Source organism: Lysinibacillus sp. GW247-5R2A (genome assembly GCF_059424475.1).
In genome coordinates, this window is record NZ_JBWKZL010000002.1 from 343251 (window position 1) to 369742 (window position 26492).

Annotated in this window: 36 protein-coding genes; 13 read left to right on the forward strand and 23 right to left on the reverse strand. The window is 35.8% G+C overall.

Going from position 1 to position 26492, the window contains the following annotated elements; all coding sequences use genetic code 11:
• Positions 1-47: 47 nt before the first annotated feature.
• The 4 genes from AC07YC_RS05390 to AC07YC_RS05405 form a co-directional block, all read right to left on the reverse strand.
• Entirely contained in the window at positions 48-764 is a 717-nt protein-coding gene (locus AC07YC_RS05390; RefSeq protein ID WP_494918637.1) for an MraY family glycosyltransferase, read from the reverse strand.
• 121 nt (positions 765-885) lie between these two features.
• Positions 886-1305, reverse strand: a complete 420-nt coding sequence (locus AC07YC_RS05395; protein ID WP_494918638.1) for a DUF6157 family protein — start codon at positions 1303-1305, stop codon at positions 886-888.
• Between the two features lie 63 nt (positions 1306-1368).
• Positions 1369-1680: a hypothetical protein gene (locus AC07YC_RS05400; RefSeq protein WP_336636702.1), complete on the reverse strand. Its 312-nt coding sequence runs from the start codon at positions 1678-1680 to the stop codon at positions 1369-1371.
• A 173-nt stretch (positions 1681-1853) separates the two neighbouring features.
• Entirely contained in the window at positions 1854-2333 is a 480-nt protein-coding gene (locus AC07YC_RS05405) for a GNAT family N-acetyltransferase (RefSeq protein ID WP_336636701.1), read from the reverse strand.
• Positions 2334-2768: 435 nt separating this feature from the next.
• Between AC07YC_RS05405 and AC07YC_RS05410 the strand changes: the two genes are divergently transcribed.
• Positions 2769-3413 (forward strand): pentapeptide repeat-containing protein, encoded by a 645-nt coding sequence (locus AC07YC_RS05410; RefSeq protein ID WP_494918639.1) that lies wholly within the window; start codon positions 2769-2771, stop codon positions 3411-3413.
• A 176-nt stretch (positions 3414-3589) separates the two neighbouring features.
• Positions 3590-3760: a hypothetical protein gene (locus AC07YC_RS05415; protein WP_494918640.1), complete on the forward strand. Its 171-nt coding sequence runs from the start codon at positions 3590-3592 to the stop codon at positions 3758-3760.
• 75 nt (positions 3761-3835) lie between these two features.
• Here AC07YC_RS05415 and AC07YC_RS05420 read toward each other — a convergent pair whose 3' ends face one another.
• Positions 3836-4660, reverse strand: coding sequence for a DNA alkylation repair protein (locus tag AC07YC_RS05420; protein ID WP_494918641.1), 825 nt, complete (start codon positions 4658-4660; stop codon positions 3836-3838).
• Positions 4661-4843: 183 nt separating this feature from the next.
• A complete protein-coding gene (locus AC07YC_RS05425; RefSeq protein ID WP_336636697.1) occupies positions 4844-5725 on the reverse strand; it encodes a cation diffusion facilitator family transporter in 882 nt (293 codons plus the stop codon).
• Between the two features lie 989 nt (positions 5726-6714).
• Here AC07YC_RS05425 and AC07YC_RS05430 point away from each other — a divergent pair.
• Positions 6715-6822: a YjcZ family sporulation protein gene (locus AC07YC_RS05430; RefSeq protein ID WP_080695207.1), complete on the forward strand. Its 108-nt coding sequence runs from the start codon at positions 6715-6717 to the stop codon at positions 6820-6822.
• Between the two features lie 400 nt (positions 6823-7222).
• Here the strand turns inward: AC07YC_RS05430 and AC07YC_RS05435 are convergent, their stop codons facing one another.
• The 7 genes from AC07YC_RS05435 to AC07YC_RS05465 form a co-directional block, all read right to left on the reverse strand.
• Positions 7223-7945 (reverse strand): SDR family NAD(P)-dependent oxidoreductase, encoded by a 723-nt coding sequence (locus tag AC07YC_RS05435; RefSeq protein WP_336636696.1) that lies wholly within the window; start codon positions 7943-7945, stop codon positions 7223-7225.
• Between the two features lie 249 nt (positions 7946-8194).
• Complete coding sequence (locus AC07YC_RS05440; protein WP_494918642.1) at positions 8195-8353, reverse strand: hypothetical protein; 159 nt, start codon at positions 8351-8353, stop codon at positions 8195-8197.
• Positions 8354-8557: 204 nt separating this feature from the next.
• Positions 8558-8845: a hypothetical protein gene (locus AC07YC_RS05445; protein WP_336636694.1), complete on the reverse strand. Its 288-nt coding sequence runs from the start codon at positions 8843-8845 to the stop codon at positions 8558-8560.
• Entirely contained in the window at positions 8827-9807 is a 981-nt protein-coding gene (locus AC07YC_RS05450) for an anti-sigma factor (RefSeq protein ID WP_494918643.1), read from the reverse strand. Before AC07YC_RS05450 ends, AC07YC_RS05445 begins: the two co-directional genes overlap by 19 nt.
• A 2-nt stretch (positions 9808-9809) precedes the next feature.
• Positions 9810-10286, reverse strand: a complete 477-nt coding sequence (locus tag AC07YC_RS05455) for a sigma-70 family RNA polymerase sigma factor (RefSeq protein ID WP_494918644.1) — start codon at positions 10284-10286, stop codon at positions 9810-9812.
• A gap of 315 nt (positions 10287-10601) precedes the next feature.
• Positions 10602-11447, reverse strand: coding sequence for an MBL fold metallo-hydrolase (locus AC07YC_RS05460; RefSeq protein ID WP_336636691.1), 846 nt, complete (start codon positions 11445-11447; stop codon positions 10602-10604).
• A gap of 56 nt (positions 11448-11503) precedes the next feature.
• A complete protein-coding gene (locus AC07YC_RS05465) occupies positions 11504-11638 on the reverse strand; it encodes a hypothetical protein (RefSeq protein ID WP_336636690.1) in 135 nt (44 codons plus the stop codon).
• Positions 11639-11960: 322 nt separating this feature from the next.
• On the opposite strand from AC07YC_RS05465, the gene AC07YC_RS05470 reads away from it, so the two are divergent.
• Both AC07YC_RS05470 and AC07YC_RS05475 read left to right on the forward strand, forming a co-directional pair.
• On the forward strand, positions 11961-12470 hold the full coding sequence (locus AC07YC_RS05470) for a DUF3231 family protein (RefSeq protein WP_336636689.1): 510 nt from the start codon (positions 11961-11963) through the stop codon (positions 12468-12470).
• 627 nt (positions 12471-13097) lie between these two features.
• Positions 13098-13439: a hypothetical protein gene (locus AC07YC_RS05475; RefSeq protein WP_036126457.1), complete on the forward strand. Its 342-nt coding sequence runs from the start codon at positions 13098-13100 to the stop codon at positions 13437-13439.
• Between the two features lie 85 nt (positions 13440-13524).
• Here the strand turns inward: AC07YC_RS05475 and AC07YC_RS05480 are convergent, their stop codons facing one another.
• Positions 13525-13833 carry a DUF6713 family protein gene (locus tag AC07YC_RS05480; protein WP_494918645.1) on the reverse strand — a complete coding sequence of 103 codons (309 nt, stop codon included), beginning with the start codon at positions 13831-13833 and terminating at the stop codon, positions 13525-13527.
• Positions 13834-14070: 237 nt separating this feature from the next.
• Between AC07YC_RS05480 and AC07YC_RS05485 the strand changes: the two genes are divergently transcribed.
• Positions 14071-14271: a hypothetical protein gene (locus tag AC07YC_RS05485; RefSeq protein ID WP_008177300.1), complete on the forward strand. Its 201-nt coding sequence runs from the start codon at positions 14071-14073 to the stop codon at positions 14269-14271.
• Between the two features lie 105 nt (positions 14272-14376).
• Here the strand turns inward: AC07YC_RS05485 and AC07YC_RS05490 are convergent, their stop codons facing one another.
• Complete coding sequence (locus AC07YC_RS05490; protein ID WP_494918646.1) at positions 14377-15459, reverse strand: DNA alkylation repair protein; 1083 nt, start codon at positions 15457-15459, stop codon at positions 14377-14379.
• Positions 15460-15662: 203 nt separating this feature from the next.
• Between AC07YC_RS05490 and AC07YC_RS05495 the strand changes: the two genes are divergently transcribed.
• Entirely contained in the window at positions 15663-16610 is a 948-nt protein-coding gene (locus AC07YC_RS05495) for a helix-turn-helix transcriptional regulator (RefSeq protein WP_494918647.1), read from the forward strand.
• 49 nt (positions 16611-16659) lie between these two features.
• On the opposite strand, the gene AC07YC_RS05500 is transcribed toward AC07YC_RS05495, so the two are convergent.
• From AC07YC_RS05500 to AC07YC_RS05520, 5 genes are all read right to left on the reverse strand, one after another.
• Positions 16660-17010 carry a GNAT family N-acetyltransferase gene (locus tag AC07YC_RS05500; protein ID WP_494918648.1) on the reverse strand — a complete coding sequence of 117 codons (351 nt, stop codon included), beginning with the start codon at positions 17008-17010 and terminating at the stop codon, positions 16660-16662.
• A gap of 186 nt (positions 17011-17196) precedes the next feature.
• On the reverse strand, positions 17197-17538 hold the full coding sequence (locus AC07YC_RS05505) for a YhjD family protein (protein ID WP_336636684.1): 342 nt from the start codon (positions 17536-17538) through the stop codon (positions 17197-17199).
• On the reverse strand, positions 17531-17869 hold the full coding sequence (locus AC07YC_RS05510; protein WP_336636683.1) for a YolD-like family protein: 339 nt from the start codon (positions 17867-17869) through the stop codon (positions 17531-17533). Before AC07YC_RS05510 ends, AC07YC_RS05505 begins: the two co-directional genes overlap by 8 nt.
• A 10-nt stretch (positions 17870-17879) precedes the next feature.
• Entirely contained in the window at positions 17880-19139 is a 1260-nt protein-coding gene (locus tag AC07YC_RS05515; RefSeq protein WP_336636682.1) for a Y-family DNA polymerase, read from the reverse strand.
• The gene (locus tag AC07YC_RS05520) at positions 19136-19357 is read right to left on the reverse strand and encodes a transcriptional regulator (protein ID WP_036222145.1); all 222 of its coding nucleotides are present in this window, start codon (positions 19355-19357) and stop codon (positions 19136-19138) included. The genes AC07YC_RS05515 and AC07YC_RS05520 overlap by 4 nt, the downstream gene beginning before the upstream one ends.
• Before the next feature lie 205 nt (positions 19358-19562).
• Between AC07YC_RS05520 and AC07YC_RS05525 the strand changes: the two genes are divergently transcribed.
• A complete protein-coding gene (locus AC07YC_RS05525) occupies positions 19563-19817 on the forward strand; it encodes a hypothetical protein (RefSeq protein WP_336636681.1) in 255 nt (84 codons plus the stop codon).
• On the opposite strand, the gene AC07YC_RS05530 is transcribed toward AC07YC_RS05525, so the two are convergent.
• On the reverse strand, positions 19795-20232 hold the full coding sequence (locus AC07YC_RS05530; RefSeq protein ID WP_036126476.1) for a carboxymuconolactone decarboxylase family protein: 438 nt from the start codon (positions 20230-20232) through the stop codon (positions 19795-19797). The genes AC07YC_RS05525 and AC07YC_RS05530 overlap by 23 nt on opposite strands.
• Before the next feature lie 331 nt (positions 20233-20563).
• Between AC07YC_RS05530 and AC07YC_RS05535 the strand changes: the two genes are divergently transcribed.
• Positions 20564-21064 (forward strand): Rrf2 family transcriptional regulator, encoded by a 501-nt coding sequence (locus AC07YC_RS05535; protein ID WP_494918649.1) that lies wholly within the window; start codon positions 20564-20566, stop codon positions 21062-21064.
• 94 nt (positions 21065-21158) lie between these two features.
• Here the strand turns inward: AC07YC_RS05535 and AC07YC_RS05540 are convergent, their stop codons facing one another.
• The gene (locus AC07YC_RS05540) at positions 21159-21785 is read right to left on the reverse strand and encodes a nitroreductase family protein (protein WP_336636679.1); all 627 of its coding nucleotides are present in this window, start codon (positions 21783-21785) and stop codon (positions 21159-21161) included.
• A gap of 25 nt (positions 21786-21810) precedes the next feature.
• Positions 21811-22215 carry an Ohr family peroxiredoxin gene (locus AC07YC_RS05545; RefSeq protein WP_036126482.1) on the reverse strand — a complete coding sequence of 135 codons (405 nt, stop codon included), beginning with the start codon at positions 22213-22215 and terminating at the stop codon, positions 21811-21813.
• A gap of 118 nt (positions 22216-22333) precedes the next feature.
• Between AC07YC_RS05545 and AC07YC_RS05550 the strand changes: the two genes are divergently transcribed.
• The 4 genes from AC07YC_RS05550 to AC07YC_RS05565 all read left to right on the forward strand — a co-directional run bounded on the left by AC07YC_RS05550 (position 22334) and on the right by AC07YC_RS05565 (position 26291).
• On the forward strand, positions 22334-22804 hold the full coding sequence (locus AC07YC_RS05550; protein ID WP_336636678.1) for a MarR family winged helix-turn-helix transcriptional regulator: 471 nt from the start codon (positions 22334-22336) through the stop codon (positions 22802-22804).
• Positions 22805-23080: 276 nt separating this feature from the next.
• Positions 23081-23899: a MerR family transcriptional regulator gene (locus AC07YC_RS05555; RefSeq protein ID WP_494918650.1), complete on the forward strand. Its 819-nt coding sequence runs from the start codon at positions 23081-23083 to the stop codon at positions 23897-23899.
• Between the two features lie 62 nt (positions 23900-23961).
• The gene (locus AC07YC_RS05560; protein WP_494918651.1) at positions 23962-24633 is read left to right on the forward strand and encodes a DUF554 domain-containing protein; all 672 of its coding nucleotides are present in this window, start codon (positions 23962-23964) and stop codon (positions 24631-24633) included.
• Between the two features lie 257 nt (positions 24634-24890).
• Positions 24891-26291, forward strand: coding sequence for a VanZ family protein (locus AC07YC_RS05565; protein ID WP_494918652.1), 1401 nt, complete (start codon positions 24891-24893; stop codon positions 26289-26291).
• Positions 26292-26492: the final 201 nt, after the last annotated feature.

The following is a 26492-nucleotide window of genomic DNA, read 5'->3' on the forward strand; positions in this document are numbered from 1 at the left end:
ATTCTGTAAAAAAAGCATCCATACCTAGATAGTGAAGTCTAACGATGTTACCAAATGATACGAAATTTACGTGAAGTTTGCATGATGACCAAAATAATTGTTATCCCAACAACAGGATACCACAATAGATGAGCAGGGATAATGAATACGAATGCACCAAATAGTACAGCTGTTAAAGTGCTAATTGTAATGGCTTGGACATCCGTAAATTTATTTTTTATAAAATAATATAAAGTGAATGGTAGTGCTAACGTAAATAACGGAATATAAATGAAGACAATAAATAGTTTAATGAGCGATATTGAAAGTACCGCTATGATAAAACCTATTGATGTAGTAAGCGTGTGTCCTATCATTAGGTTACCTGTGAAATAGCTATATAGCAGAATAAGCATAATCGCTAAACAAGTAGAAATCCCAATAATTAAAACAAATGAATAGCCCATAAAGAAGGCTGCAATGGAGAAGCAAACTAAAGAGACCAGTGGCAATAGTAATAATAAAGGGTTTTGTCCGCGTTCTATATTTATAACATTTGTAAAGCCTACAAGAAATAATAAAGTAAAAGGAATCGCCAAATACCCTAATTCGAAATGGCTACTAAGATTAATATAATTCACCTCAAGACTGCCAACCATTATGATAACAAGTGCAGCAAAAATTTGACTAATTAATCTCCAAATGCTTGATAATTTAAATGCTTGAGTAAGCTTATCGGCTATTATAATGACTACGATGCCAATTATTAGAGCAATATATAACAATTTTTCCCCCTCCTGAAATACATTTTTAAAATAAACATGTAAAACTATTCTTGCTTTAAAATATTAATCCATGCCCCTGAATGACATTTAAAAATACGCATCTAGTTCTTCCTGAGTAATTTTATTCATGAGTGTTATTTCCTCTTCGTTTAGAACGCATACCATTTAATAAAGTGATTTGGTCCGAATGGAGAAATTGCTCATACCCTTCACTATTAACATCATATAGTGCCAGTTTCCCTTCATCGTCATAGTGTATTCCCCACCCGTATGTCTTTACTAAAGGTGAGGCTCTAAAACACGCTTTAGACTTTTGGAAAAAATTTTTTCTGATTTCATCTAATGAATCTGAGTCAATTTCATTTTTAATCAAATACGTTTGAAATTGCACATCTTCCTCAGTGTATTTGTATGGGTTATGTTTAATTAAATCAAATTCAATTGAAGCTATAGTAGGCTTGTTGTTTCTCGGGAGAGGAGTAACAGCCGAAGTAACTTCCGAATCCTCTGAAATTTTAATAAAGGTATTTTTATAACTCATTGAACAAACCCTCCTTTATATTACCATAATTGTAAATAGCATAATAATAGAATTTGAAAGACCTTAATAAAGCTTTGAAACACTCTTACAGTATTCTTCTAATTCTCTTTGTGTATATAATGATGTGATAGGGTATTCGCTTGTGGTTTCTTTCGAATAGGTTAAATGAACGACTGCGTATTTATTCATCGTTTCAATCCAAAAAATCACATCATCATTATCTTCTCTTCTAGCCACCGCTATTGCCTCTTTCCCATAAAGAATATGTTGTTGTGAAAGTTCTTTCTTCAACTCTTCATTTAACGATTCTGACATACCTTTTGAAATCAGCCACCACGGATCGTTCATACAATGATTGACACTTTCTCGCGTCATCGTTCATCACCTACGCTTATTAAATTGCATCTAGCCATCATTAAAAAGAAGCAGCTGCTTGGCTACTTCCTCATTTTTTTCAATTTACTGTTTCTGCTACTGAACATCGTCGTACAGCCGTACATGGCCGTCCCCATACATAAAAGTAGGTCGTTATGTACTTGTGGCTTGTATTATTTTATTAATTGTCTCATAATAATTTCTTCGCCAATTCGACCTATTAATCGCTTATTCGTATCTTCAAATCCTACCTTTAAATATAACTTTTGTGCTGGTATATTATCTTTATCTACAACTAAGACAAGCTCATCACAATGAGGGAATTCTGATTGAACAAACTCAGCTAGTAATGTCATTCCCTGTTTGGCGTAACCTTTTCCTTGTTCAGCATGATTAATGGATAGTGCCGATATTAACAAAGCGTTCGAATTAGTAGAGTATTTCTTTACTCTTTCATTTGAATTCAATAGAAAAAAACCAACAGGTGTATGATCACTTAAAATGACAATACGATACTGTCCTTCATTGATTTCCTCAAAATTGCTTGGAAGCGCAGAGAATTGTTTTTGTTCCTCTGTAAGGACAAAAGAGTTTAACTCTTCCTTATATTCACTTGTGAAATGCTGTAGTTCAACCCTGTTCAATTTTTCCATATGACAATTCCCCCAATCACTTTTTCTATACTTTACCATTTTATGTGGTTTTGGTCATTCATTTATTTGAAATTTCTAAATAAATGATACCGATACCCTCCATTCATGAACTGTTGGGAACCAACTCATTGACTTTCAGTACGACTGAAACACGTATGCTTACTCAGTGGAACATCAAATAGGTATTTGTCATATGCTATAGAATGTTCTTCTACTGAAGACGCTGACGTCCGCAGCAAATGGATTTATGTACGCTGGCTAGTGGAAAACCTAAGCCTCTCTCCCCACTTCGCAATATCATTGGAATGAACACCTCAATCCAGTAATGGGATAGAAATTTAGATTTGCACACACTTTCCCTTAATATGAAAGACTTTTTATTTTATTTCTTTTTCTATAAGATAGGTGCTAACTACTTTCGAAGGGTGTGCTTATATGTCACATAATTTCCAACTTACATCACCAAAAATACCTACTGATTTAGAAAAAGCCAATTTTCAAGATATTTTTTACGAGGAAGAACCTTTTTTATCAAATTGCATGATCGCAGATACAGTCATTGATAAGGAGGCTGTTGAAAGATTAATCGTATCTAAAGTTATTTTTAAAAATGTCACATTCATCAATTCTTCCTTTCAAAAAATGGATGTAACGGATGTCATTTTCGAAAACTGTGATTTATCTAACTTAAACTTAAAGGAAAGCCTTATACATAGAGTGGTTTTTAAGAATTGTAAATTATTAGGGGTGAATTTTTCTGAAGCTAATCTCGGAAACGTTTCTTTTGAAAATTGTATGGCAACCTTAAGCAATTTTCCTGAGGCTCGTTTAAAACAAGTACTATTCGATAACACCAACTTACACGGAGCGAATTATTTTGATTGCTTCCTCAATAAAGTGGCATTCCATGAATGTGATATTAATGAGGTAGATTTTACTGAAACCTCTTTAAAGGGGATAGATATTAGTACGTGTACCTTTAAAAGACTTCAAGTATCTCTCGAAAGTTTGAATGGATGTGAAGTATCTTCTGAACAAGCTATCGGGTTTGCTTCACTACTCGGATTAACGGTTAAATGATACGACCAAGCAATGATTTATAATCTACTCACAACAGCCTAGCATTTAAAATTAATCATCTACAAGTAGCCATTAAGATGTATTTCCTTTTGGCTACTTTTTTGTTTTATGAAAAAATGCGTTTCTATTATACAACCTTTTGTTATAAGGTAATCCGAAAATTAGGAGGTGTCATAATGACCCTAAAGATGATGAAAACACTTTTATCTATTATTATGGTGATCATGTATTATTTGGGCTTTTGGACAGAAAGCTTCACGATAAAAATAGTTATCTTCTTTCTTATGCTCATCTTTATTTTCGAGGCAGGAATGGAATCAGGGAAGAAGCAAAATAACAGCATGTAATCAGAACGTTTAAGGTATTTTCCTTCCCCACCTATTCAACAAGTTCACACTAAGAACCTGTTGCTTTTGCATGAGCTATATTTTCATTATTGTTCTTTTAGCTTTCTTTATAATTTTTGATGTTTCTTTTGTATCTGATTCTTTACTCCATTTTTCACAAAGCATCGTGACGAAATCAGGTTGAGTTTTACTGGCATCATTTAACCAATTCCCTACAGAATCCTGTACATACTTTGATGAATCTGATTTCAGTTGATTTAAAATAGGAAGGGCTTTACTAGGGTTCTGTTTTAAATCTTCGATATGCTTGGCCCAAACACCACGAGGACGAATAACTTCCATGGAAAATCTCCGTATATTTTCATCCTCTTCTTTTGCCCATTCGGTTAACAACTCAATACTTTCATCAAGATGTTGCGCTATATCCTCTCTAATGGACATCCAAGAAATTTCTCGAACTCCAAAATGATGATCCCCAGCAAAGGGATAAATATAAGCTAACTTTTCTTTCAAAGAGGAGCTTTCATTTTTATTCATAAACGCTGCCCAACAGCGAACACTATCAGAAGGATGCGTCGCAAATTGTTTAATCATTTCTTCTTTCGTTTGGTCATTTTCTTCCTCTATAGCTGTATTCAATAGTTCACCAGTTAAACGAATAGCTTTCATTCCGGATTCAACATTCTGTTTTAACATTTCTTCTACTATATTTTCTAATTGATGAGATAACCCTACTTGTGGTAAAACATGTTTCACTAACGTAATATGATTGATCCCCAACCATTCCGTTAAATTAACACTCTCTATTTCTCCTTCATTCAATAACGTTAGCACCTCTTCAGGGATTTCACTAACTTTTCTAGCCCCTTTTCTGTTTACTATGTCTATATGAATTGGCATGAAGACATCCTCCCACTATAATCAATTTTCCAAAGTAAGTTTATTATACTAATAATTTCTAATAAATTTAAGCAAACTCATTCATTCTCTCGAAAGAAATGACTTACATATGGACAAATAGAGAAAAGCTTTTGACAAAGTAAAAAAAGATTAGGACTCAAATTCATTGAGTTCCTAATCTTTTTATAGTTTTTCCTCATTGGGTTCCACATGAACATGAACTTCATATACGCCCTGCTCATGAATCATTTTATCTTCAACATGACAAGCTACATCATGAGCCTCTGTAATATCTAAATTTGCATTGACTAGAATGACAACATCAATGACTTCGTTATTGCCATAATTTCTGCCTCTAATTTCTTTAATTCCAATGACACCGTCTAACTTTAAAATAATATTTTTATAGTTTTGAAGGATTTGTTCATCAAATCCGTCTGAAAGTTCATGAGAAGCTTCTTTAAAAATATCCCAAGCTGTTTTACAAATTAAAAAACCTACAATAATAGCTGTTACTGTATCTAACCATGGCATATGTAATTGTGATCCAAATATCCCTACTGCTGTCCCAATACTTACCCAGGCATCTGATAAGTTGTCTTTGGCAGCGGCCATAACGGCTTTACTGTTTATTTTGTCAGCCAATTTTTTATTATAACGATATACAAAATACATGACCAATGCTGATCCAAGACCTACATACGCTGCGAAAATATCAGGTGATTCTTTTCCACCTTGAAAAATGGAAGTACATGCACCAAATAATACTTGAATACCTACTGCCATCATAATAAACGAAGCTACCATAGAAGCAATGGTTTCACTTTTCCAATGGCCATATCGATGATCATGATCGGCAGGTTTTTGTGAAAGCTTCAGCCCTATAAGTACTGCAATTGAGGCAATAATATCAGTCGTATTATTTAGCCCATCCGCCTTTAAAGCTTCTGACCCACTCATGTAGCCAATACCCACTTTTACTACGGACAAAATTATATAAGCAATAATACTTATAATGGCACCACGTTCACCTAATTTAAGATTATTGTATTTTTCTTCTTCCAATTCATTACCTCCCACTTACGTACTTTTTTATAATAACAGCCCCACCCCGAGTGGGTCTACAGCAACCTTTTTGCCTAAGCCTACATAAGTGGAAGGGATATAAAAGAGTTGTTTGCAGGAAAAATTCATTTCCTAAAGAAGCAGTCTTCGGTCGCTCCAACATTTATTTTAATATATTATTTTTACCCTTAACTTTCTTCGTATGGATCTCCCCTTATTACTAGAAATACTGCATCGTGAGGTGATGAGATGGACCATGAAAAATTAATCTGCAAGGCTTGCGGGAGCGATTCTTTTACACTGGTCAACTTGGTCATGGGAAATTATCCACTGATAGTCATGTCAGACCTATAGGCTCTTATATAGCTTCGGGCTCCCCACTTATTTTGCCCTTCTGTAAACTGTGGTGAAGTGGCATCATTCAAGGTAGCCAAGCCTGAAAAGTTTTGATATGAGGGGCTTGTGGAATGGATTTGAGGGCACCACTCAATTCTTTGACCATCCACCACTAAAATGTTAAAGATTTGTTTATCTACCCAATTTAGGCGTTTACAAAGTAAAGAGGGAGCAAAATTGATAAAAGCCATCGAGAATGGCTTCTTCTCGATAGCTTTTGTTTCAGGAAACAGAGTTGTCGTTCTATTAAAGCCAAGATGGGGCATTTTACATAAATTTTCAAGTAGCCACTAAGATGAATTTCTTTTTGGTTACATTTTTCATTAAAAGGCTAAATCAATCCGTTTCTATTGATTTTTTCTTTCAACTATCGTTTACCCATCTAGCAAATGATTCAACTGCTCAAGCTCTTTTCCCTATGCTCCGCAGCTCCAGTTGTGATTTATATCTTTCAATCAATAACCAATACCAGTTCAATTTGTCTCAGTTTGTCGCAATAATTTTTCTTTCTAGCTCTATAGGTCTGGATAAATACCTTTAAACTTCCTATAACGATACATACTATACATATAGAGAGAAAGGAGGGATACTTTATGAGTTATTACGGAGGCAATAACGGCGGCGGTTACGGTTCAACATTCGTTCTAGTTGTTGTTCTATTTATTCTATTAATTATTGTCGGCGCTTCAGTTTTATATTAATCTCCCATTACTCATTTGTCCTATATAGGAACAAATCATAATGATAGATAGCCCTATTAGAGCCATTTATCTATCCCAAATCATCAGACTAAACATCTATTCCCCCTCCCCCAACCATAACAATATTTTCACATTTTCATTTGAACCTCTATTCATGAACAATTAGAGAATGGGCGAAGGAGATTTGGGTAATGGTTATGGCTCTAAATCAGCATTTAGTTCAATTATTGTCGATGCAAGCTTCAGGTTCAAATAGTAAACCCATCCAACACTTCTCTGATGATATTGTTCGCCTCTAATGTTCATAACTACTAATACCATTTATTGTGTAAAGGGTCACATTCCTCTTTGTGGCCCTTTTTAATTCAAACCTGTATATGTCATTAGCTTCTAACCACTATTAAGCATTTACATCTGTTATGGCAGGGACATTAATTTCCTTGACACAGGAAGCGGGTGATAAATTAACCACACATTGCACAATAGCTACAATATCTTGGACAGGGATACGTGTACCTTCATATAATTGGATAGCCTTTTCAGCGCCCTCCTCATAAGGGACTTCTGCTGCCAGCTCTCCAGGATTAATGCAAGTGACAGAAATTCTGTCTTCTCTTAAATGTTCACGTAAAGCATTTGTAATGCCTCGTAAACCGAATTTAGATGTGACAAATGAAACCTGTGCATTGTTTGTATGGTCTAACCCTGCCGTTGAACCTATTAAAATAACCTTTCCATTTTTCGCTTGTCTTAAATTCGGTAAAAGTGCCTGAATATATGTAATAGTGGACGTTAGATTGATATTGATTAAATTTGAAATATCCTCGACTTCATCTCTATCAAATGAATAATCATCCTCGAAGCCACGCTTTTCCCAAACCCCAACATTATAAATTAATACATCTATAGCGATATCTTTTAATTGTTCTTTTAATGACGGTATGTGTTGTTGGCTAGACAAATCAATAGAAAGCCATTGACGATTTACACCATCATTGATATCTAAGCTTTTAGGTCGTGTACGTGAAACTACCCATACAGTATCCCCCTTCACGGGTAAGCCTTTTACAAAAGCGTCGCCTAATCCCTGACTTGCTCCAAATACAATCATATTTTTACTCATTTTTACCATCCCTTCCATATCAGCATTAATTAGTAGATTATAGTAACTTTAACATTAAGTCCATTGTGAGCTAGACCTGAGTCATCATCATTAACAACAATATGTATGAAATATGAACAAGCACATATTCTACACTTATTCTGGGGGTCGCTTTTAATAATGGCTTGGCAAATAAAGCTTAAAAATGTAAAAAACCAGGTACTCCGCAGAGCGCCTGGCTTCCTTATATTGGATTGCGATTAAACATAGTTATTGGGGTAATTCAGAGGATTTTTCAAACTCTAGTATATACCCATCTACTTTTGCTTTTTCTAATACTTCCATATATTCTTCTTTTCTTTCATCTAGTCTAGAATCTTGTGTGTTTTGATAACCCGGAAATAGATTGTAATCTACTGGTTTACCCATAAGTCCACCTCTTATTCTCTATTTTTTTACTCATTATAGAGTATATTGATATTTTCTGACAATTACTTTCGCTATTTTTGATTACAAAGACTGACACGGCATCCCAACTGACGCCTTATAAAAAACTTATATCTATACTTTATTACCTATATACTTTATGTTCCAAAAGACTCACAACACATAGATATGGCCTGCCTGCTTGTCTTAAGGAAAGGGGGTAATTAGCCAGCCAACAAAAAATAGAACCGTCATAAACAAAATAAGATAGCCACCAATAAAGATTCCCCACTTGCCTAAAGAACGACTGGGTCTCGAAAGGATCGCAATGAACCCAAAAACGATTGTCAAGATAATGAAATTCTTACTAGTAAATGGAGCACCGTAGCCAATGATAATCCAACTATTAACCATGATAAGCGTCCATAGGCCAATGCTAATACTGGCCCAGCCAAAAACATTGAAAATTGCCTGCTTTAACGTACCCAATTCCATAATTTAACCTCCCCTAGTTTCATATGCTTCATCATTGTTAAACTTTGTAGCTGTTCAACCTCAGCTTTGGGTCCTGTAACGACAACCCCATATGTTTTCATATCATGCTGTTTTAAATAATGGATTCTCTCCTTTAGGTCCAAATTTTTATGAGCGGAAACAGCAGTAGCCGTCTCCTCATAATCAACTAGAAAATTTAAGATGGATAAAAACGTTTGTTCATGAGAAGTAGCACCTTTAAATGGGGACCAATTTGTTTGATCTGGTTGTACAGGATAGCCAATAGGCGATACAACATTCCCATTTGCACTTAGCATGGTGTCTTCTACTCCTGTATAAATAGCTGCCCATGTGACATCTACATTTGGCATTTGCTGAATAACTTGATCTACTGTATATAAATCATTGAAAGAAAGATACGCTTCTACAACGGTTTCATTGGGTAATCCTTTTAATTTCCTTTGCTCCTCAATTGTATTAAATTCTCCTCGATTATTAGGATGTAATAGCCATTGATTCGTTTCAGTTGGATATTTTGGATACGATTTTTCCAGTTTTGAAGTAATCTTCTTTCCCACTAAATTATTTAACATAAAGCGTGTATCATAATGCTTTACGGGATAGACCTCGTCACCGATCTGCTTGTATTGCTCAAATGATAATCCCATCGAAAAGAGCGAGAATTCCATATCAAATTCAAGTTCCTCCAATGTCGTATTCGGTTCCGTTACATAAAGAGTCCGGCTTGTCACATCCATTAAGGTTGTAGACTTTGTACCAAAGGCATAGTACAAAAAAGTGAGCATATAACAAGTGGGGACAATTAAAAGGGCAATCGTCAGCGTTGTTATAATCAGTTTCCACTTAGATGACGCAATGGCTTTTTTTATCACATTTGTTGAAGGTGCATCCCCTTTCTCACTATTCTTTGCTTGCTGTAATAATTGTTGATAAGAATCCACCTTTATTCCTCCCTTATAATGAGTGCGCGCATTTTTTTGCGACCTCGCGCTAAATGACTTTTCACCGTATTCACGTTTAATTGCAAGATGTTTGCAGCTTGCTCATTTGTACAATCATGTACATCACATAACAAAATAATTTGCTTTTCGATTGGTTTAATTTGTTCAAGTAGGTTGATTAATTTTAAATAAGCATCTTGTTCAACGATGATTTGCTCTGGTGTATTGGAATGCATTTGATCAATTTTGTCGGAAGTTACATACCGCTTCTCTTTTCGTGTACTGTCGATATATGTATAGTAAGCTACTTTAAAAAGCCAAGGTTTGATGTCTTGAATTTCTTGACCAAGAAGGGTAATATGCGCTTTTGTAAATGTGTCCTGAAGCAAATCCTCCGCTGCACTATGATGTTTCGTTAGTGAATATAAATAGCGATATATATCATTCATATAGGTGATATATATTGTTTCAAGTTCCATCTCTTCCCACCTTTCAACCTATCCTCGTATAAAGGTCTCAAAAGGTTGCAAATAATTTAAAATTATTTTAAATGTTTATTTCAAAAAAGTGGTAACACATTAAAAAACGGCAAAAATCCATACATAATAAATGGATTTTGCCGTTTTATCTATTTATGTTATCAGTCAGTTTACCTAAAACATTCAATAATGCATTCCTAATAGTCGAATTCTCTGTATAGCAAAACGGTGCCTCATAAACTTCTTCGGCATTCATAAAAGACATAGCCAATCTGAGCTATTTAATGTGACAACGCTACGTTTTTCAAACATAAATTAATGAAGATATTTACCTTGTTTGGGGAGAGCAATTTGTTCAAAATGATCTACAAGTTTTTTTAGTTCTCTTGCCAATTCTTCACCTTCCATTGGTAATCCATGACCTGTGATCGCAACAGAGGGTTTTAATGCTTCTAATTTTTCAACAGACTTTCGAGCAACATGCCAGTTTGTTGTTAGATATCTTGGTGGACCACTAATTTCTTTTGTCTGTGTAATTACTTTATAAAGAAATTCTTGTTTGACAGTCACAAATGCATCTCCCACAATAAGGACTTTATCCTTTTCGCGATATAATGATATATGCCCTGGAGTATGCCCTGGAGTGTGAATCCATCGGAAATCTGGCATAAATGGTACACTACCATCCGAAGGAATTGCTTGAATGTTCCCCCCTAAATTAATGGCTTCATTTGGAAAAACAGGCGACATTTTTGCCACCAACCCGCTACTTACAGCTGGGTCAGCTTCTGGATAGCCTTCTGTTCCAGTTAAATAGGGCATTTCCAAGGCATGGGCATAGACAGGGACATTCCACCGTTTTATTAGTTCTATAATTCCTCCCACATGATCAAAATGACCATGCGTCAGAATAATAGCTTTAGGCTGAGCATTGAAACCAAAACGTTCTTCAACTACTGTAATTATCTCCTCGGCACTTTTTGGCATGCCTGCATCAATGAGCACGAATTCTTTTGTATTCGGGTCACCATATAACACAATATTGACAATTTGAATAGTATATTGATATAAATCAGGCACTACTTCTAGACCAACGCCACTCCCAATAGAAGTTGCTGGAATAAATTTATAGTCACCACCATAATTTAAATCTCTGTCCATATAAACCCTCTTTCTTTATAAATAAAGCCACAACCCAAGGATTGTGGCTTTATCTCTTACTTCTTTTCTTTATTATTAAATGGCTGTTCTTTTTTTTGCTCTTTTTCTTCTTTTATTTCGAATTCTTCGGGATTCAGTTCCATTCCGATTTCCTCTTGCTCTAATTCATTCTTTTGCTTTTCCTTTGACAAATTCATTCACCTCCAATAAGTTTTAACTTATCCTTCCGGTGACATTCTATACTTTTCACTTTATTTTTCCATATAAATTTTACGTATAATTTGACAATAAACAGCAAAAATAAAATAGCGTAGTGTCTCACTACTTAAAGAGCTACAGTGATTTCCATCGCTGTGGCTTCTTTTAGTGCAATAAATCTTCTTGTCGGCTGGATACTGGTATAACATAAATTAATACCTCAAATAATTTTTTAGAAATGGGTATTCCATTTTCCTTTTCACTCATACTACCTTTGGTTAAAAAAAGGTGAAAACCAGAAAAGGAAGTGAAAGTATGGGTATTCTTGGTGGAAATCCAAAAGATGAACCATTGCATTACGGTGAAGTATTTAGTGTTTGGTCAAGTTTAATTGCAGACTATGGTATGATTTCTGGCTATCAAACGTTTTATAATCACGCTGGAGATGAAGATCTAAAAAAAATCATTGAAGATATCGTCGAAACATGTAAAGAAGAAGTAAAGCAATTAGAAAAGATTTTAAAAACAAATGGGATTGCTTTACCTCCTGCTTCACCTGAAAGACCTGTAGCAAGATTGGAAGATATTCCACCGGGTGCAAAGTTTAATGATCCAGAAATAAGTGCTGCACTTACCGCTGATGTTGCTGCTGGATTAGTTGCATGTAGCCAAGCTATGGGTACTTCTACACGAGAAGATATCGCTTTAATGTATGGTCAATTCCATATGGCAAAGGCTCAACTTGGTGCTAAACTTTTACGCTTGAATAAAAATAAAGGCTGGCTTGTTCCTCCACCATTACATGTGAATTATCCAGAAAAATAAAATTAACTCTATTTCTCCAAATCGAGGAATGTGAATATATTATAGGCTGTAGCGTGTGACGACGTTACAGCTAGTTTTTTTTTATGTATAAATAATCACAAATGACACACACTATGTTGGAGTGTATCGCACGCACTAATTAAGGCTGTGGCGCTAGTTGACCGTCGCAGCCTCCTTAGAGTGATGAGTAGTACACCATTATCATTACATAAGAGGTGTTTTGGTTGACCACATTAGGAAAATTATTGTATTTCGCTTTCCTTGTAACATTATTTTTAATCACTATGATTTGGGACTATTTCATAAATGATAATTGGGCTTTGCTCGAAAATTTATTCTTCTCCTTTTGGGTAGCGAGTTTTATATTTATAGCATTGCTACTTAGAAGTAAAAAAGTTGACACGGAAAAAGCTAAAAATAGAAGCTGAGCTGATTGGAATACTATCTAATCGGCTTTTTTTCTATGTCTATTCTCCTCTTCCTTAGTTTGATAAATCTTCTATTCTATTTCCTTTTTCTTAATCAAAGATGGATGATGAATACAACTAGAGAGTGTAACAAGGAGCTACATATTATATCAAGGTAATCTGCAGATTATCTATTTTTTAGTTTCAAGGAGGTGAATGCATGCCTTTAACTACCGGTCCAATTGAAAACACAGGAAATCAACCAGCTAATGCAAGTAGTGTTCGTGTCAAAGTTCTTAATCTCACTGGAGGTTTGCTAACTGGCGTAGTAAGAGTTTTTAGACTAAACGGTTCAAGACAATTATTGTCCACTACACCTTTTGCGGCAGTTGCTAATGGTTCTACTTTTGTAACGCCAGGTGTTGGAAGTTCGCCACAGTATGAAGTTGAAATTGTTCCCAATCAAAATGGCGGAATATATAGCGTATATGGACGCACAGCTTCTGGTACTGTCATTGCTGCCCAACGGTTTGTAAATTCGGAATTAACACAGACTTTCTAGATTTTAGTTCATGCCGAAAAGCCTTATACATTCGTATAGTATAGGGCTTCTCATCTTTCCTTTGTACCAAAGGGATCGTCTTATTTTAAACATTTATTAAAAAGAATAGGTGAATGGCTGCAAGAACTCCCATCGGATAAATGATAGCTCTTGAAAACGAGTTTTTAAATCCATTTCGAGGATGTCTTTCAAATAATAAGTGTAGGATTGTATGTATGATAAAGAATATATCGAGAACCCAAAACGTTATGGTTTGATAGGGGCTGAATAGTAAGGAAAGTATAATGACATAAAGAAAAAGATGAATCCCTGTGAATACTTGATAAGCCTTTGAATCTTCCATATCTTTTAATACGATAAATAATCGCCACTCCGAGCGCCTTATTGCATCCATTTCATGTAAAAGAAATATAGATAGGTTTAATAAAAAAAGATTAGCAATAAATTAGGCATATAAAACCTCCTCCACCTTTATATACCCTATGTTACTATAAAACCATTTTTCAAATTTCAAGTAAATCCTCTGAAATATGTCGATACAAAATCGCGAATCATGTTGAAATAGGAGTTAGAATGTCACATTCTCCTTTTTATGATACAATTTACATATATTACATAACGAGGTGATGGCGTGGAAGATAAAAAGTTAGTTTGCAAGTCCTGTGGTAGTGATTCTTTTACGATTGGACAGGTTGGTGGCGATTTTAATCAAGGCAATGTTAGGCCTATTGATTCTGTCTTTTCAGTTGGCTCCCCGTTTATTTTTAACTTTTGTAAAGACTGCGGAGAAGTAGCCTCCATTAAGGTGGAAAAGCCGCAATATTTTAAATAATCCCTAGTTTAATGGGGTCACTCCCATCTCAGTGACCCTTACTAGCCCCTTACCTTTCTCTCCAGTACTTTCATTAAAATCGCTCATCCAACCTGTATGCTTACTTTAGCGTTCAACGCAAAATTCTGTTGTAGCTAGCTCTTTTCCATTTATTATTACCGCTAGCTTATGTTGACCTGGATAATGCTTTCGGGTTGTTAAATCTTTAAAATGGTGATTCCGTGTGTATCGGTGACTCTCTTTTTCGAAGGTGCGTTCTGTTATTTTGAATAGCTTTCTTGAAGTCGCTCCATTTGCTTTAACAAAATCTATCGCATATTCGATTCGAAGCTTCTGTGGTGCTGTAGAAGTAGTTTGAACCGTAAATGCAAAATCAAGGGTTTGTCCAATCGCCAACCTAACTTTCCCTAGCGCTAACTCATGGATTGTTACATCTGGAGAGATGTCAAAGCCGAACAAGAAAAGCACCTCAGCATCTCCTTTTCGCAATAAACCTCGGCATCCATGCTTAATAATCCAATCTGTGATGGAGCTCTCTCCGTGCCATTCACGAGCAAGTCGTTTCACTAATTCGGGATGATCCTTGGCAATATCATTTAAATTATTGGCAACACTTTTCTGTACATAGACAGATGGATCCTGTTTGAGTAGGTTCAATATCGGTAAGATTGGTGACGGGTCCAATTTGTATATTTCCAATGCCGATGCCCAAGGTAACCTAGGGCGACACCCCTCACTAGCTAATCGTCTAATATGAGGATTAGCGTGGCTCGCCCACTCTAACATTTGATTCATCATCTTCTGAGGATCTTTTAAAATAAAAGGCCGAACAGCAAACTCTGCGCTGGAGAATTCCGTAAACACCTCTAATCCATGAATGGAAGCCTGCCAATCATCTAGTCCATATACTTCTACAAAATCAGGCAAAAATAAATACTCCACTCCCTTACATGTAGGTGCAATTTTTATCAATATTGATAATGCCTCACAGTAGGATGTCGGCAAGGTTGCCCGCAATGAAGTACTGATATGCCTAATACGCTGTTTGAATTTTTTCATTTCCCAATCGTCATCATGGATTAAATTCATGAACTTATGTGAATCAAAGGCAGAGTATTCAGCCTGTACGATATTGATAAATTGATGGAAGAAATCTGTTGTATATTTACCCTCAAATGTGTCAGCCATGACCCATCCCCCTTTTCGTTAACATAACTTCCACTTCAAAGTTGTGTTTGTCTTGTGCCATTTTTTTCTCCTTTTATGCTCTTTATGAGGTGGTCAATGTACTTTTTATTAAAAATTCATAAACATTGACTTCAAGTTTTACTATACGGGATAATGGTGACAACTACTGTCACTATTATTTTTATTTGTAAGGAGGAGCTTCGATGCACAAGGCGCAAAGACTTATTCAGCTCATAATGAAGGTCAATGAACGTAAAAAGTTTACCATTCAGGAGATGGCTGATGAATGTGGTGTTTCACGCCGAACAATGATGCGTGATTTAATGGAACTGAGTGAACTAGGTGTACCGCTATATTCCGAAGCTGGGCCTAATGGTGGTTATCGTGTTTTGCGTGAAAAAGTGCTACCACCTATCAGCTTTACCGAGCATGAGGCAATTGCATTGTTCTTTGCTTGCCAATCATTACATAATTACAAAGCTCTTCCCTTCAAAAATGAAGTAAATACAGCATTGGATAAATTTTTCTACTATTTATCAGGTGAGCTCAAGCAAAAGATTGAAAGTATGCAGCAACGTCTTTTATTTTGGGTGCCTCCTCATGAATTAGAAGTGCCCTTTTTAAAGGAATTACTGGAGGCTGCACTTGAACAGCAGGTTGTCACCATCTTATATGAAGCGGCCACTACTAAAAATAGAACGATTCAACCTCTTGGAATCTATACGATGAACGGGCTATGGTACTGCCAGGCTTATTGCTTCCTAGCAGAGGATTATCGAGTTTTTCGCATAGATCGGGTGAAAGATTTTTCTTTAGCTGAAGAGCAAAGCCTGAAATTGGACATGACAAATGAGCACATCAAGTCATGGATCGTGCCAGCGAATGAAGAACATATGTTAGATCTTGAGGTAGAGTTAACACCAGAAGGAGTAAGACGTTGTCAATCCGAACTTTGGTTATCCCAGTGGATGGAGCTTCGTGAAAATGGATACGGGAAGATATTCGCAAAGGTGAACTCTTCCTTTACACCGTGGTTAGTCCATTTTTTTCTCGGCTTAGGCATGGAGGCCAATGTCAAACATCCCCCAATCGTACGGGAACAAATTAAAAGTAAGCTACAGGAACTGATGAAGCAATACAATGAAGAATAAAAACCAGGTTCTCAGTTGAACACCTGGTTTTATCTTTTTTGCCGTAGCTTCAAATATTCATGCTCATTTTTCTACTTATCCCCTTCATTCCTAGATGCTCATAAAATGCAATGGCATTCGCATTAAACGCCCAATCATTTAATTCTATAGATGTAGCTCCCCTTGCTTTTGCCCATTCCTTACAATCTGTAAATAATAATCCTCCAACGCCTTGCTTTTGTAGAGCCCTCCTCACACCAAAATCATGAATATAGCCATATTTACGTCGTACTAAAGATTGAAATGAAGGCGAATGTTCAATGCTAATTATTGCAAATCCTACGACTAATTCATCGTTCTTGGCGATAAAAATAGGACTGTTTGGCTCTTCAAGCAAGTCTTTAAAATAAGATTCAGGCATAACCGATTCAACGCTTTTAAAAATGGCTGGTTCTTCCCTAACATGCTCTTCGTGCCCTTCTCTCACAAGGCTATTCACAGCATAAATCCATTGCTAGTAGCTGTACAAATAGAAATACTCACAGTAATCCTCCCCCAAAATATCCCTTTGGGTATATTGTAACTTATGACTCATTTTGAAAACCAATCATTTATCGAGATAACGGATGACGAGCTTTTCCACCTGTGTTTTCAATGCCTGGTTAGCATAGCGGAGGACTACATCATTACCTGCCGTTGCAATTTGGACATCGCTAAAATATTCATCCACACGATGCCAGCCTACCACTCGTATATGTTGCTGGTTAAGCTGCCTTTTGAGATTAAAATATTCTTGGCGTAAATCTTTTAATAATGCATCCATTAAAGGTACAAACGCGATTTTCATTTTAAATTGTTCAGCAAATCGGTAATCATGCTGTACTGATTTTACAGCTAATTCCAACAATAAATACTTGTGTAATAGCTGCCGTTGTTCAGCTTTAATCATAATAATCAGCTTCTAGTTGAGCTGATTGAATATGATGGATTGGAACACGTCTCGTTGTCAGTAGTGTTTCAAGTAACAGTTCGCTTGTAGATAGGTTAATGGCATGAATGATTCCCGTCCAATGCATGATTTTTCCATCGTTCCAAACATTTAATTGAACCTCTTGCTGCTGATGATAGGCTATATCGATGGTTTGCTGTAACTCTTCCAGTTCCCATTCTGTCAGCTCTCTTGGCTGCGCTGTATAGACTTCTTTGCATTCCCTGAGCAGGTCCAAATGCTCCGGCATCATCATAGATGCCCATTTTATATTACCTCTGTCTTTTATCATCCAATCACTCCTATGCCAAATGACCACCAACTAAGCGATCACGCTTGATGGCTGTCCCTGCCCCAGTAAACGAAACTGCTCGTAACAACGCTGTTGCTCCAAACCTGTTACGTATGGCATCCATCGTAGGTCCGATGAGCTGCCGTTGTGGTTTTCTTTCATCAAATAAATCCAATTGGATACTATGCTCTCTCTCAAGATTAGATATCCTTACCGATAACTGCCTTGCTGGCTCTCCCGCAAAATGTTCATCCAGCAATTCTATACACGTTTTATACATGACAAGTGTTTCATTTGTTGGTGTATCAATCGTTCTAGATCGATGAAACCCTTTGGTCATCGCATTCCGACTATATGAAAGACCCAAGCTAATTGTACGACCAACAAAACCAGCATCTCTCGCCCGCTTCATGACATCCTCACACATTTCTAAAAGCACTACCGATAGATCTTTTCGTGTATGATAATCTCTCATTAACATTTGACCCTTTCCAAAACTTAATGCTCCATTAGTAATTAACGGTTCCCCCAGCTTTGATAGATCGATTCCCCATGCATGATGATATAGCTGATTGCCCATCACACCAAATTGCTCTTCTAAATCATTCAAATCTGCATTGGCTAACCCACCAACTGTTTGAATCCCCATCTTATTTAGGTTGGCTTCCATCTGTTTGCCAATTCCCCACATTTCGGACAAGGGTCTGACTGGCCAAAGCTTTTTCGGTATATCATCATACGTCCATTGAGCAAAACCCGTTTTCTTTGCTTCAAGGTCCAATGCCAATTTAGCCATTAGCATATTGGGACCTAAGCCAACAGCACTTGGTACATTATATTGATCCAAAATAGCGGCCTGTATTTCTCGAGCCGCTTGTTCAGGTGATCCCCAAAGCTTTTCAGTACCTGTTAAATCGACAAAGCTTTCATCTACACTGTAAACATGTATGGCGTCTACAGGAACATAATTAGCGATGAGCTTAGTAATCGTCATGGACATCTGTATAAAAAAGGTCATTTTAGGTTCAAATAATTGGATATCGGGGTGTTTCGGGATTTCGTAACGACGACTGCCGGTCTTGATTTTATATTTTTCCTTCATCAATGGTGAGGCAGCAAGGACTACACTGCCTGGTTGATCGAAATTGGCTACTACAGCAACAGGTGTTTCTAAAATATCGATTCCATGTAGCATGGCGATACAGCTCGCATAAAAGCACTTCATATCTATACACATAATAGGTCTATTTGGCATTTCCTCATAATTCATACAACCTCACGCTCTTTTCGGAAAACAGGAGTAACCGCGAGAACATTTTTGATGATAAAGGAACGCTTTGCTTGCCTCGTAAAACAAAATGCTTGAAATGAATCGCCAACAATTTTAATGACTCTTACACGTCTTTTTGTTACGGAACCATTTTTGGCTATATACATAATGTCCACTAATTGATTGCGTTGCATAGCTTTAATCAATTGCTCTCTCATCGTAGTTTCCTCCACTATCTCTCAAAATTTGATTTGATGTACCTTTAATTATTTCTCTTCACTTATCATATGTAAGAACACTTGTTTGTATACATATTAGAACAAACGTTTGCTTTTTGGCAAGATTAAATTTTTGGAAACAAAAAAATGGAAAAATTAAATTTTAACATTCATTTTAATTTGTAAGATGAGACAGGGATTAAAGGTGAAATTACAGAAAATAATATGGAATAAAAGAAGCGATAGTAACGTTGGAGATGAAACGGCACTGGAGTTCACCATTTGTCCAACGCAAACATGTGACGTGGAAAAAGAATGGACCATCCATTCATTAGATCCTATCGTGAAGGCTAATTTTCAATTAAATAAAAAAGTAGAAATGCTGGTTTATCAACATTTCTACCTACTATTGATTCATTTTGAACAAATCCGTTCTATTATTCTGCGAAGTTGCCCATAGCAATCGAGATTCTATTCCAGCTGTTAATTTGGTTAATTAGAATTACTAAATCTACATATTCTTTCTCTGTATAATAATTCCGAACTCGTTTATATAAATCATCAGGTACACGCATTTCAGACACTAAAGTAATGTGTTCGGTTAACTCTAAAGCGACCTTTTCTTCTTCTGAATAGAATGTACATTCTCTCCAAGCACTTATACAAAATAAACGCTGTTCAGTCTCCCCCATTTTTTTGGCATCAGCGGTATGCATGTTCAGACAGAAGGCACATCCATTTATTTGTGAAGCACGGATTTTAATGAGCTCACGTAGCTTTCTATCGATACCATTCTTTTTCGTGTATTTCTCCATTTCCATCATGATCTGCATAGCATCAGGTGCAATATTATAATAATCTATACGTTGTTCCACGTTACATTCCTCCGATTCAATTAAATTCCTTGATTGATGATAGTTTAGTAAAATTCATTCTTATGCCATCATGCTATTCCTTGGGCATGAAGAATTTGAAAACCATTTGTTCCGATTAAATTTACTAAATTATACTACCTCCCCCCATACATAATTAAAGATAATTATAATCGTCGATAAACTTAATCGTTGATTATATTTATCTTTAATATATGCCTGTTTTTAATTTTTGTCAAATTGATTTGATTTAATTTAGATGAAGTATTTTTGAGGTATGATAATATACAAGATACATGTAAGTTTTCTAAAGGGATTAGAAGTAGGTGAATAAATGAAATATAGTGTCATGGTAGAGTACGCATTACACAGCCTTGTCTATTTAATAGATGTACCACCAGAGGAAAGTATTGGAATCAAGGATTTATCAGAATTTCAAGGGCTATCAGAAACCTATTTATCAAAAGTATTAGGTAAGCTATCTAAAGCCGGGATTGTCAGTTCAGTATCTGGTGTTAAAGGAGGATATAAGCTTAGTAAAAAGCCTGAAGAAATTTCTTTTTGGGATGTTGTAAAAGCTGTGGAGGGTGAAAGTCCCATATTTCAATGTAAGAACATCAAAGCAAATTTTGCCAACCAAACTGAAAATTGTGATTCCTGTGCATCAGGTACATCCAATTGCACCATTAATATAGTGATGTTAGAAGCTGAAGAGCAAATGCGGAACTATTTACGAGGTAAAACAATTGCCTGGTTAGAGGAAGAGCTTAATCGTACGTTGCCAAGTGAACGTATAGCAATGGCAAAAGAATTCTTCCACAAGAAAAATAATTAAATCAAAAAAGCACCCATACCAAAACAAAGCACAGCCTTTTAGCGACTGTGCTTTGTTTTTTTATTCATCCCGCAATGAGCGAACTGCCTAAAAATTATTGATTAAATCTTACAAGGCGATCAATTGGAAGACGTGAAGAACCGTAAGCAGGTGCCGCTGCTTCACCAATTGCTAATAATAAAATAGGTATTTCATTTGCAGGTAATTCCATGTACTCCGCAAACTTAGCCTTATCAAAACCACCCATTGGAACTGTATCATAGCCCATTTCTTTCGCTAATAGCATCATTTGCATCGTTACAAGGCCAGCATCAAAATGGACGATATTCTCTAATGTTTTTGTTGAAGCTGACCCATACATTGTTAATGCGTCCTGTGCCAGTTTTTTCGCAATCTCTTCTGGCATATAGCCTAACTCCACATTTTTTGCATAGATTTCCTCAGCGTTTACATACATCTCTATATCTCCAATGACAGCAATAATAGCAGAGGCTGTTTCGATTTGCTCTTGATTAAATGAAAAGAAATTAATATTCTTTTGGATTTCCTTATCATCAATGACGATAAATCGCCATGGCTGCATATTGCTCGAAGAAGGCGCTGAAATAGCGTCTTGTAGTAGCTGCATTATGGCTTCACGAGATATTTTAGTATTCGCATTATATTTACGAACGGATTTACGCTCCTGCATAATTTGTTTTAATGTTGAAGTTGATAACATATGATTTCCCTCTTTTTCAAAAAATTTAAACTGCTTTAATTGTTACATCAATATTTCCCATTGTCGCTTTTGAATAAGGACAAACTGTGTGTGTTAGCTCTAATAATTGCTGTGCCTCTTCCAGCGTTACTCCTTCAATATGCCCTTCGATATTCACCGCAAGTACATAATCAAAAGTAGCTTGCTCCATTAACTTAACGGTAACCTGAATCGTTGATGCATGTTTAAGCTTTTTTTGGCGCTTAATCAAATCTAACGCACTATTAAAGCAGGCACTATACCCCGCAGCAAATAATTGCTCTGGGTTTGTCACATTATCCAATTTTGAGCCTGGTGGTGCAATTTTTAAAGATAGGGATTGATCCTCTGCATAGGATGTGCCACTACGGCCACCCTCATTAATCATAGTCGTTGAGTATAATTCTTTCATCATCGAAAACTCCTTTTCTATATCCATTATTTTAAATTGTACACAATTTAATTTTTACAAATTGAATTGTACACAATTTAATTGTGTTTGACAAGTAGGAACTTTATTTTTAATATAAATGTTAATAGAAGAACATGAAGAGGGGATTTTTATGCCTAATCATTTAGATAATCAGCTATGCTTTCTTTTGTATGCCACATCCAAGGAAATCATTAAACACTATACATCATTATTGAAGCCATATGATTTAACGTATACAGGCTATATCACCATTTTAGCGTTGGAGGAAAATGAACAAATAACGGTGAAAGAATTAGGACAACGCTTATTTTTAGATTCAGGTACCTTAACACCATTGCTGAAAAAATTAGAGGCCAAGGGTTATATTTGTCGTGAGCGTTCCAAAGATGATGAACGACAAATGCAAATCTATTTAACAGAGGTAGGCAATGATGTTCGTCGCAAGCTACCTGAGGTATCGCGTCAAGTCATGCAACAATCGAATATTTCAGAGCAGCAATTTATACAACTAAAAAATGTTCTTCAAGACATCATGCACAATGATTGGACCATGAAAGATAAAAATTAAGCAATGAATAGTATCACCTAAAACTTTTGATTCATGCTAGTGACAATCATTTTATATCATTAACAGATAGAACCGTAATTGGACGCTGCATCTCATCCAACTACGGTTCTTTTAAACATCTATGGGCAATTTCTAAAATACATTCACGTATGTCCCCACTCTGCTTCTTTTTTGTCAGCATATCAATGCTCTCGTAAAATACCTCATTTTTATTGGGCTCATGGACAAAATCAAGTACTATAATGATAATAGGACATTTTTTAAAGGAAGATATACATGAAGAATAGATTTTCAATTGGAGAAATGGCTAAGCTCCATAAAACAACTATAAAAACCCTTCGATATTATGATGAAATTGATTTATTAAAGCCTATGCATACGGATAAAAACAACGGCTATAGATACTATTCCACAGAACAATTCGAGCAATTAAATACTATAAATTATTTGAAGGAATTAGGTTTTTCATTAAAGGAAATTAAAGGACACTTAGAACACAGGGATATCGAAGACTTTTTGCATCTCTTAGAGGAACAGAAACGATTAACCGAAAAAAAAATTCAAGAACTGGAACGAATTAATCGCAGGTTCCAAGATCGAATTAAGGATATTAAAGTGGCACGAGAGATAAAGGCATTGGGAGTCCCATTCATAATGGAAAAACAAGAGCGAAGAATCGTGCGATTAATGGAAAAAATCAGTTCCGAGCCTCAACTGGAAGTTTCTCTGCGACAATTAGAAAATTTGTCGAATATGAATTCTTCTATATTTATTGGAGGCGTTGGCCTAACTGTAAGTAGTCACCATCTATTAAATAACCAGTTTCATGAATACAATTCGATATTTATTTTAGTCGAGGAGGAGGATAGTCAAAGTCCTTTATTGGCCACGCTTCCTGAAGGAAAATATGCCTGTATTTATTTTAACGGCAATCATAATCATTCTCACGTACATTATAAATCCTTACTGAATTTTATTAAAGATCAAGGTTTCCAAGTGATTGGAGATTCCATTGAAAGAACCATAATTGACCATTACATTTCAGGAAGTAAAGAAGATTATTTGACAGAAATACAAATACCAATAAAGTATTGACCCTCCCCTTACCGGAGGGTTTATTTTTTTACGTAAGGACAATTTTTTAAGGAGAATGAATTATGCTAGGAACGATATTTAATACAATGATGATTATAGTCGGAAGCATCATTGGAAGTATTTTTAAAAATGGGATAAAAGATGAATACCATCAAATCCTCATGCAGGCCATGGGATTAGCAGCGATGGGATTAGGAATAAATGCTCTAGTTCAACATTTACCTTCCAGTAAATATCCGGTACTTTTTATTGTCAGTCTAGCTATAGGCGGATTATTAGGTCAAAAACTTAATTTAGAATCAAAATTTAATGCTTTAGTGAATAAATACTCTAAGGGGAATTTAGCTGAAGGATTATCGACTGCGATTTTATTATTTTGTATTGGATCATTATCTATACTAGGTCCTATAGAGGCTGCATTAAAGCAAGATTATACATATCTGCTCACAAACGGCATATTGGATGGCATCACTTCGATTGTTTTAGCCACTACATTTGGTATTGGGATAGCTGTTGCAGGTATTGTATTATTTCTATGGCAAGGTTCCATTTATTTAATAGCTAGTTTAATGGAGAATTCCATCAATACTGATCTTCTAAATGAATTGACGATTATAGGAGGTATATTGATATTAGCATCCGGTTTAAGTATTTTAGGCATAAAAAAATGCAATACCTTAAATCTTCTACCCTCATTAATAATCCCTATTATTGTATTTTTATTTATACATTAAAGAACGATCAAAATCCTTATGAACAATCCAATTTATTATCTAATGATACGAACAAGTTAACTGCCCAAGCACAAAATAATTGCGTGCTTGGGCTTTCCCTTTTCTTAAGAAATCTTCATAAATATTCTCTCTAATTATTAATAATTTCCATTTACAATAATGAAGGTCGACATTACTGGGAATTCTCTCATCTGGCATATAGATTTGAAAATCATCATCAGAAAAAGGAGCATCACACCTTGGGAATTACTGAAATCATGAGCAACATCAAAATTTTGATGCTGCCCGTCATCATAATTATTGGCCTTGAATTTTTACTAATTGGACTTTATTTCTTTTATTATCAAAGACGACGATCCAATCACCAAAAACAAATTCCTGTAAAGAAGCTTCTGCTTGGCGCAATTTTTATCGGATATATTGTCTTTGTTTTGGAGCTAACAGTGATTGGTCGTGGCACTTCGCATTTCATGCAGTTGAACCTTCAGCCATTCAGTGGTTATATAGACGCGTGGAAAAAATACTCTTTACGCGATCTTCAGAATTGTCTATTTAATATTTTGATGTTTGTGCCATTAGGAATATTTTCACCTTTATTTATGGCTAAATGTAAAGAGTTTAAGTGGCTTCTTCTAGTAGTGGTAGGTGCAACAGCCTCCATCGAAACGTATCAGGCACTTTCAGGAGCGGGGATTTTCGAGCTTGATGATTTAATCAATAACTCACTTGGCGGTATTATTGGCTACCAATTATACAAACTTATCGCTTCTATTGCCCTTAGCAAAAAGGTAAAGGTGAAAACTCTGATTGGAAGCCTTGCCATACCTCTGTTGATGGGCTTAATTTTTATCGTTATGAACATTGTCTACGCCCAACAGGAATTTGGTCATCTAGCAATAAACGCTTATACAAAATCAAAAATGTCAGATGTTCACGTATCCACATCATTGGAATTAAGCGCAGCACCCATCGTTGCTCCTGTCTATAAAAAAATCATTCAAGAGGATGATGTACAAGACCTATTACAGCAGAAATTAGGATTATCAGAGATGAATGCATCTGATACCACGGACAATGACGAAACGCTAGTGGAAGATAAAAATGGGATCGCGTATACATTGATTACAAATCATTCAGAGGGACAATGGTGGTTAACCGAGAATAATTATACGCCGGAGCAAACTTCAGCTGTAGAGCAAGAAGAAAAGGCGAAGTCATTGATGGATGAACTTTCTATACTACCTCACGATGCAGAATTAACTGTACAGGAGAATGGTGAATTTGAATGGACCTTACCAGACCGTCCTAATGTAACTAAAGATTACTGGACTGGAGATGTCAGTCTTGGCCTGAAACCGGATGGTCACATTTATTCATTAACCTACAGTCTTCATGAAAATCAATTTATACGAGAGATAAACATACTGTCTCCTGCAGAAATATATGAACGAATAAAGGAAGGCGATTTCCCTCAAATAAAGTATAACGCACTCGTACAGGAGGAAGACCTAATTATAAAAAAAGGAGACCAAATTGAGATTGAATCGATTGAGCTTTCGTATATGTATGATACAAAAGGCTTCTATCAGCCTATATACAATGTTTCTGGCAAGTTCAACGACAACGATTGGTTTACTTTAATTCAGGCAAGAAAGTAATAGCTCGTTCCAAATACTTAAGCAAAGCCCAGGCTCCAATTAATTGAGCAGCTGGGCTCTTTTATGTTCGACTGTAAGGGGCTCCCCCATTTTGAATGAGCTATCCCCTATCCCCCTAAAAAAGTAGACCACTACTATTATTCTTCACCTAATACTATTAGCGTTTATTGTCTGGTTCTTATTGAAATTTATTAACTTTAA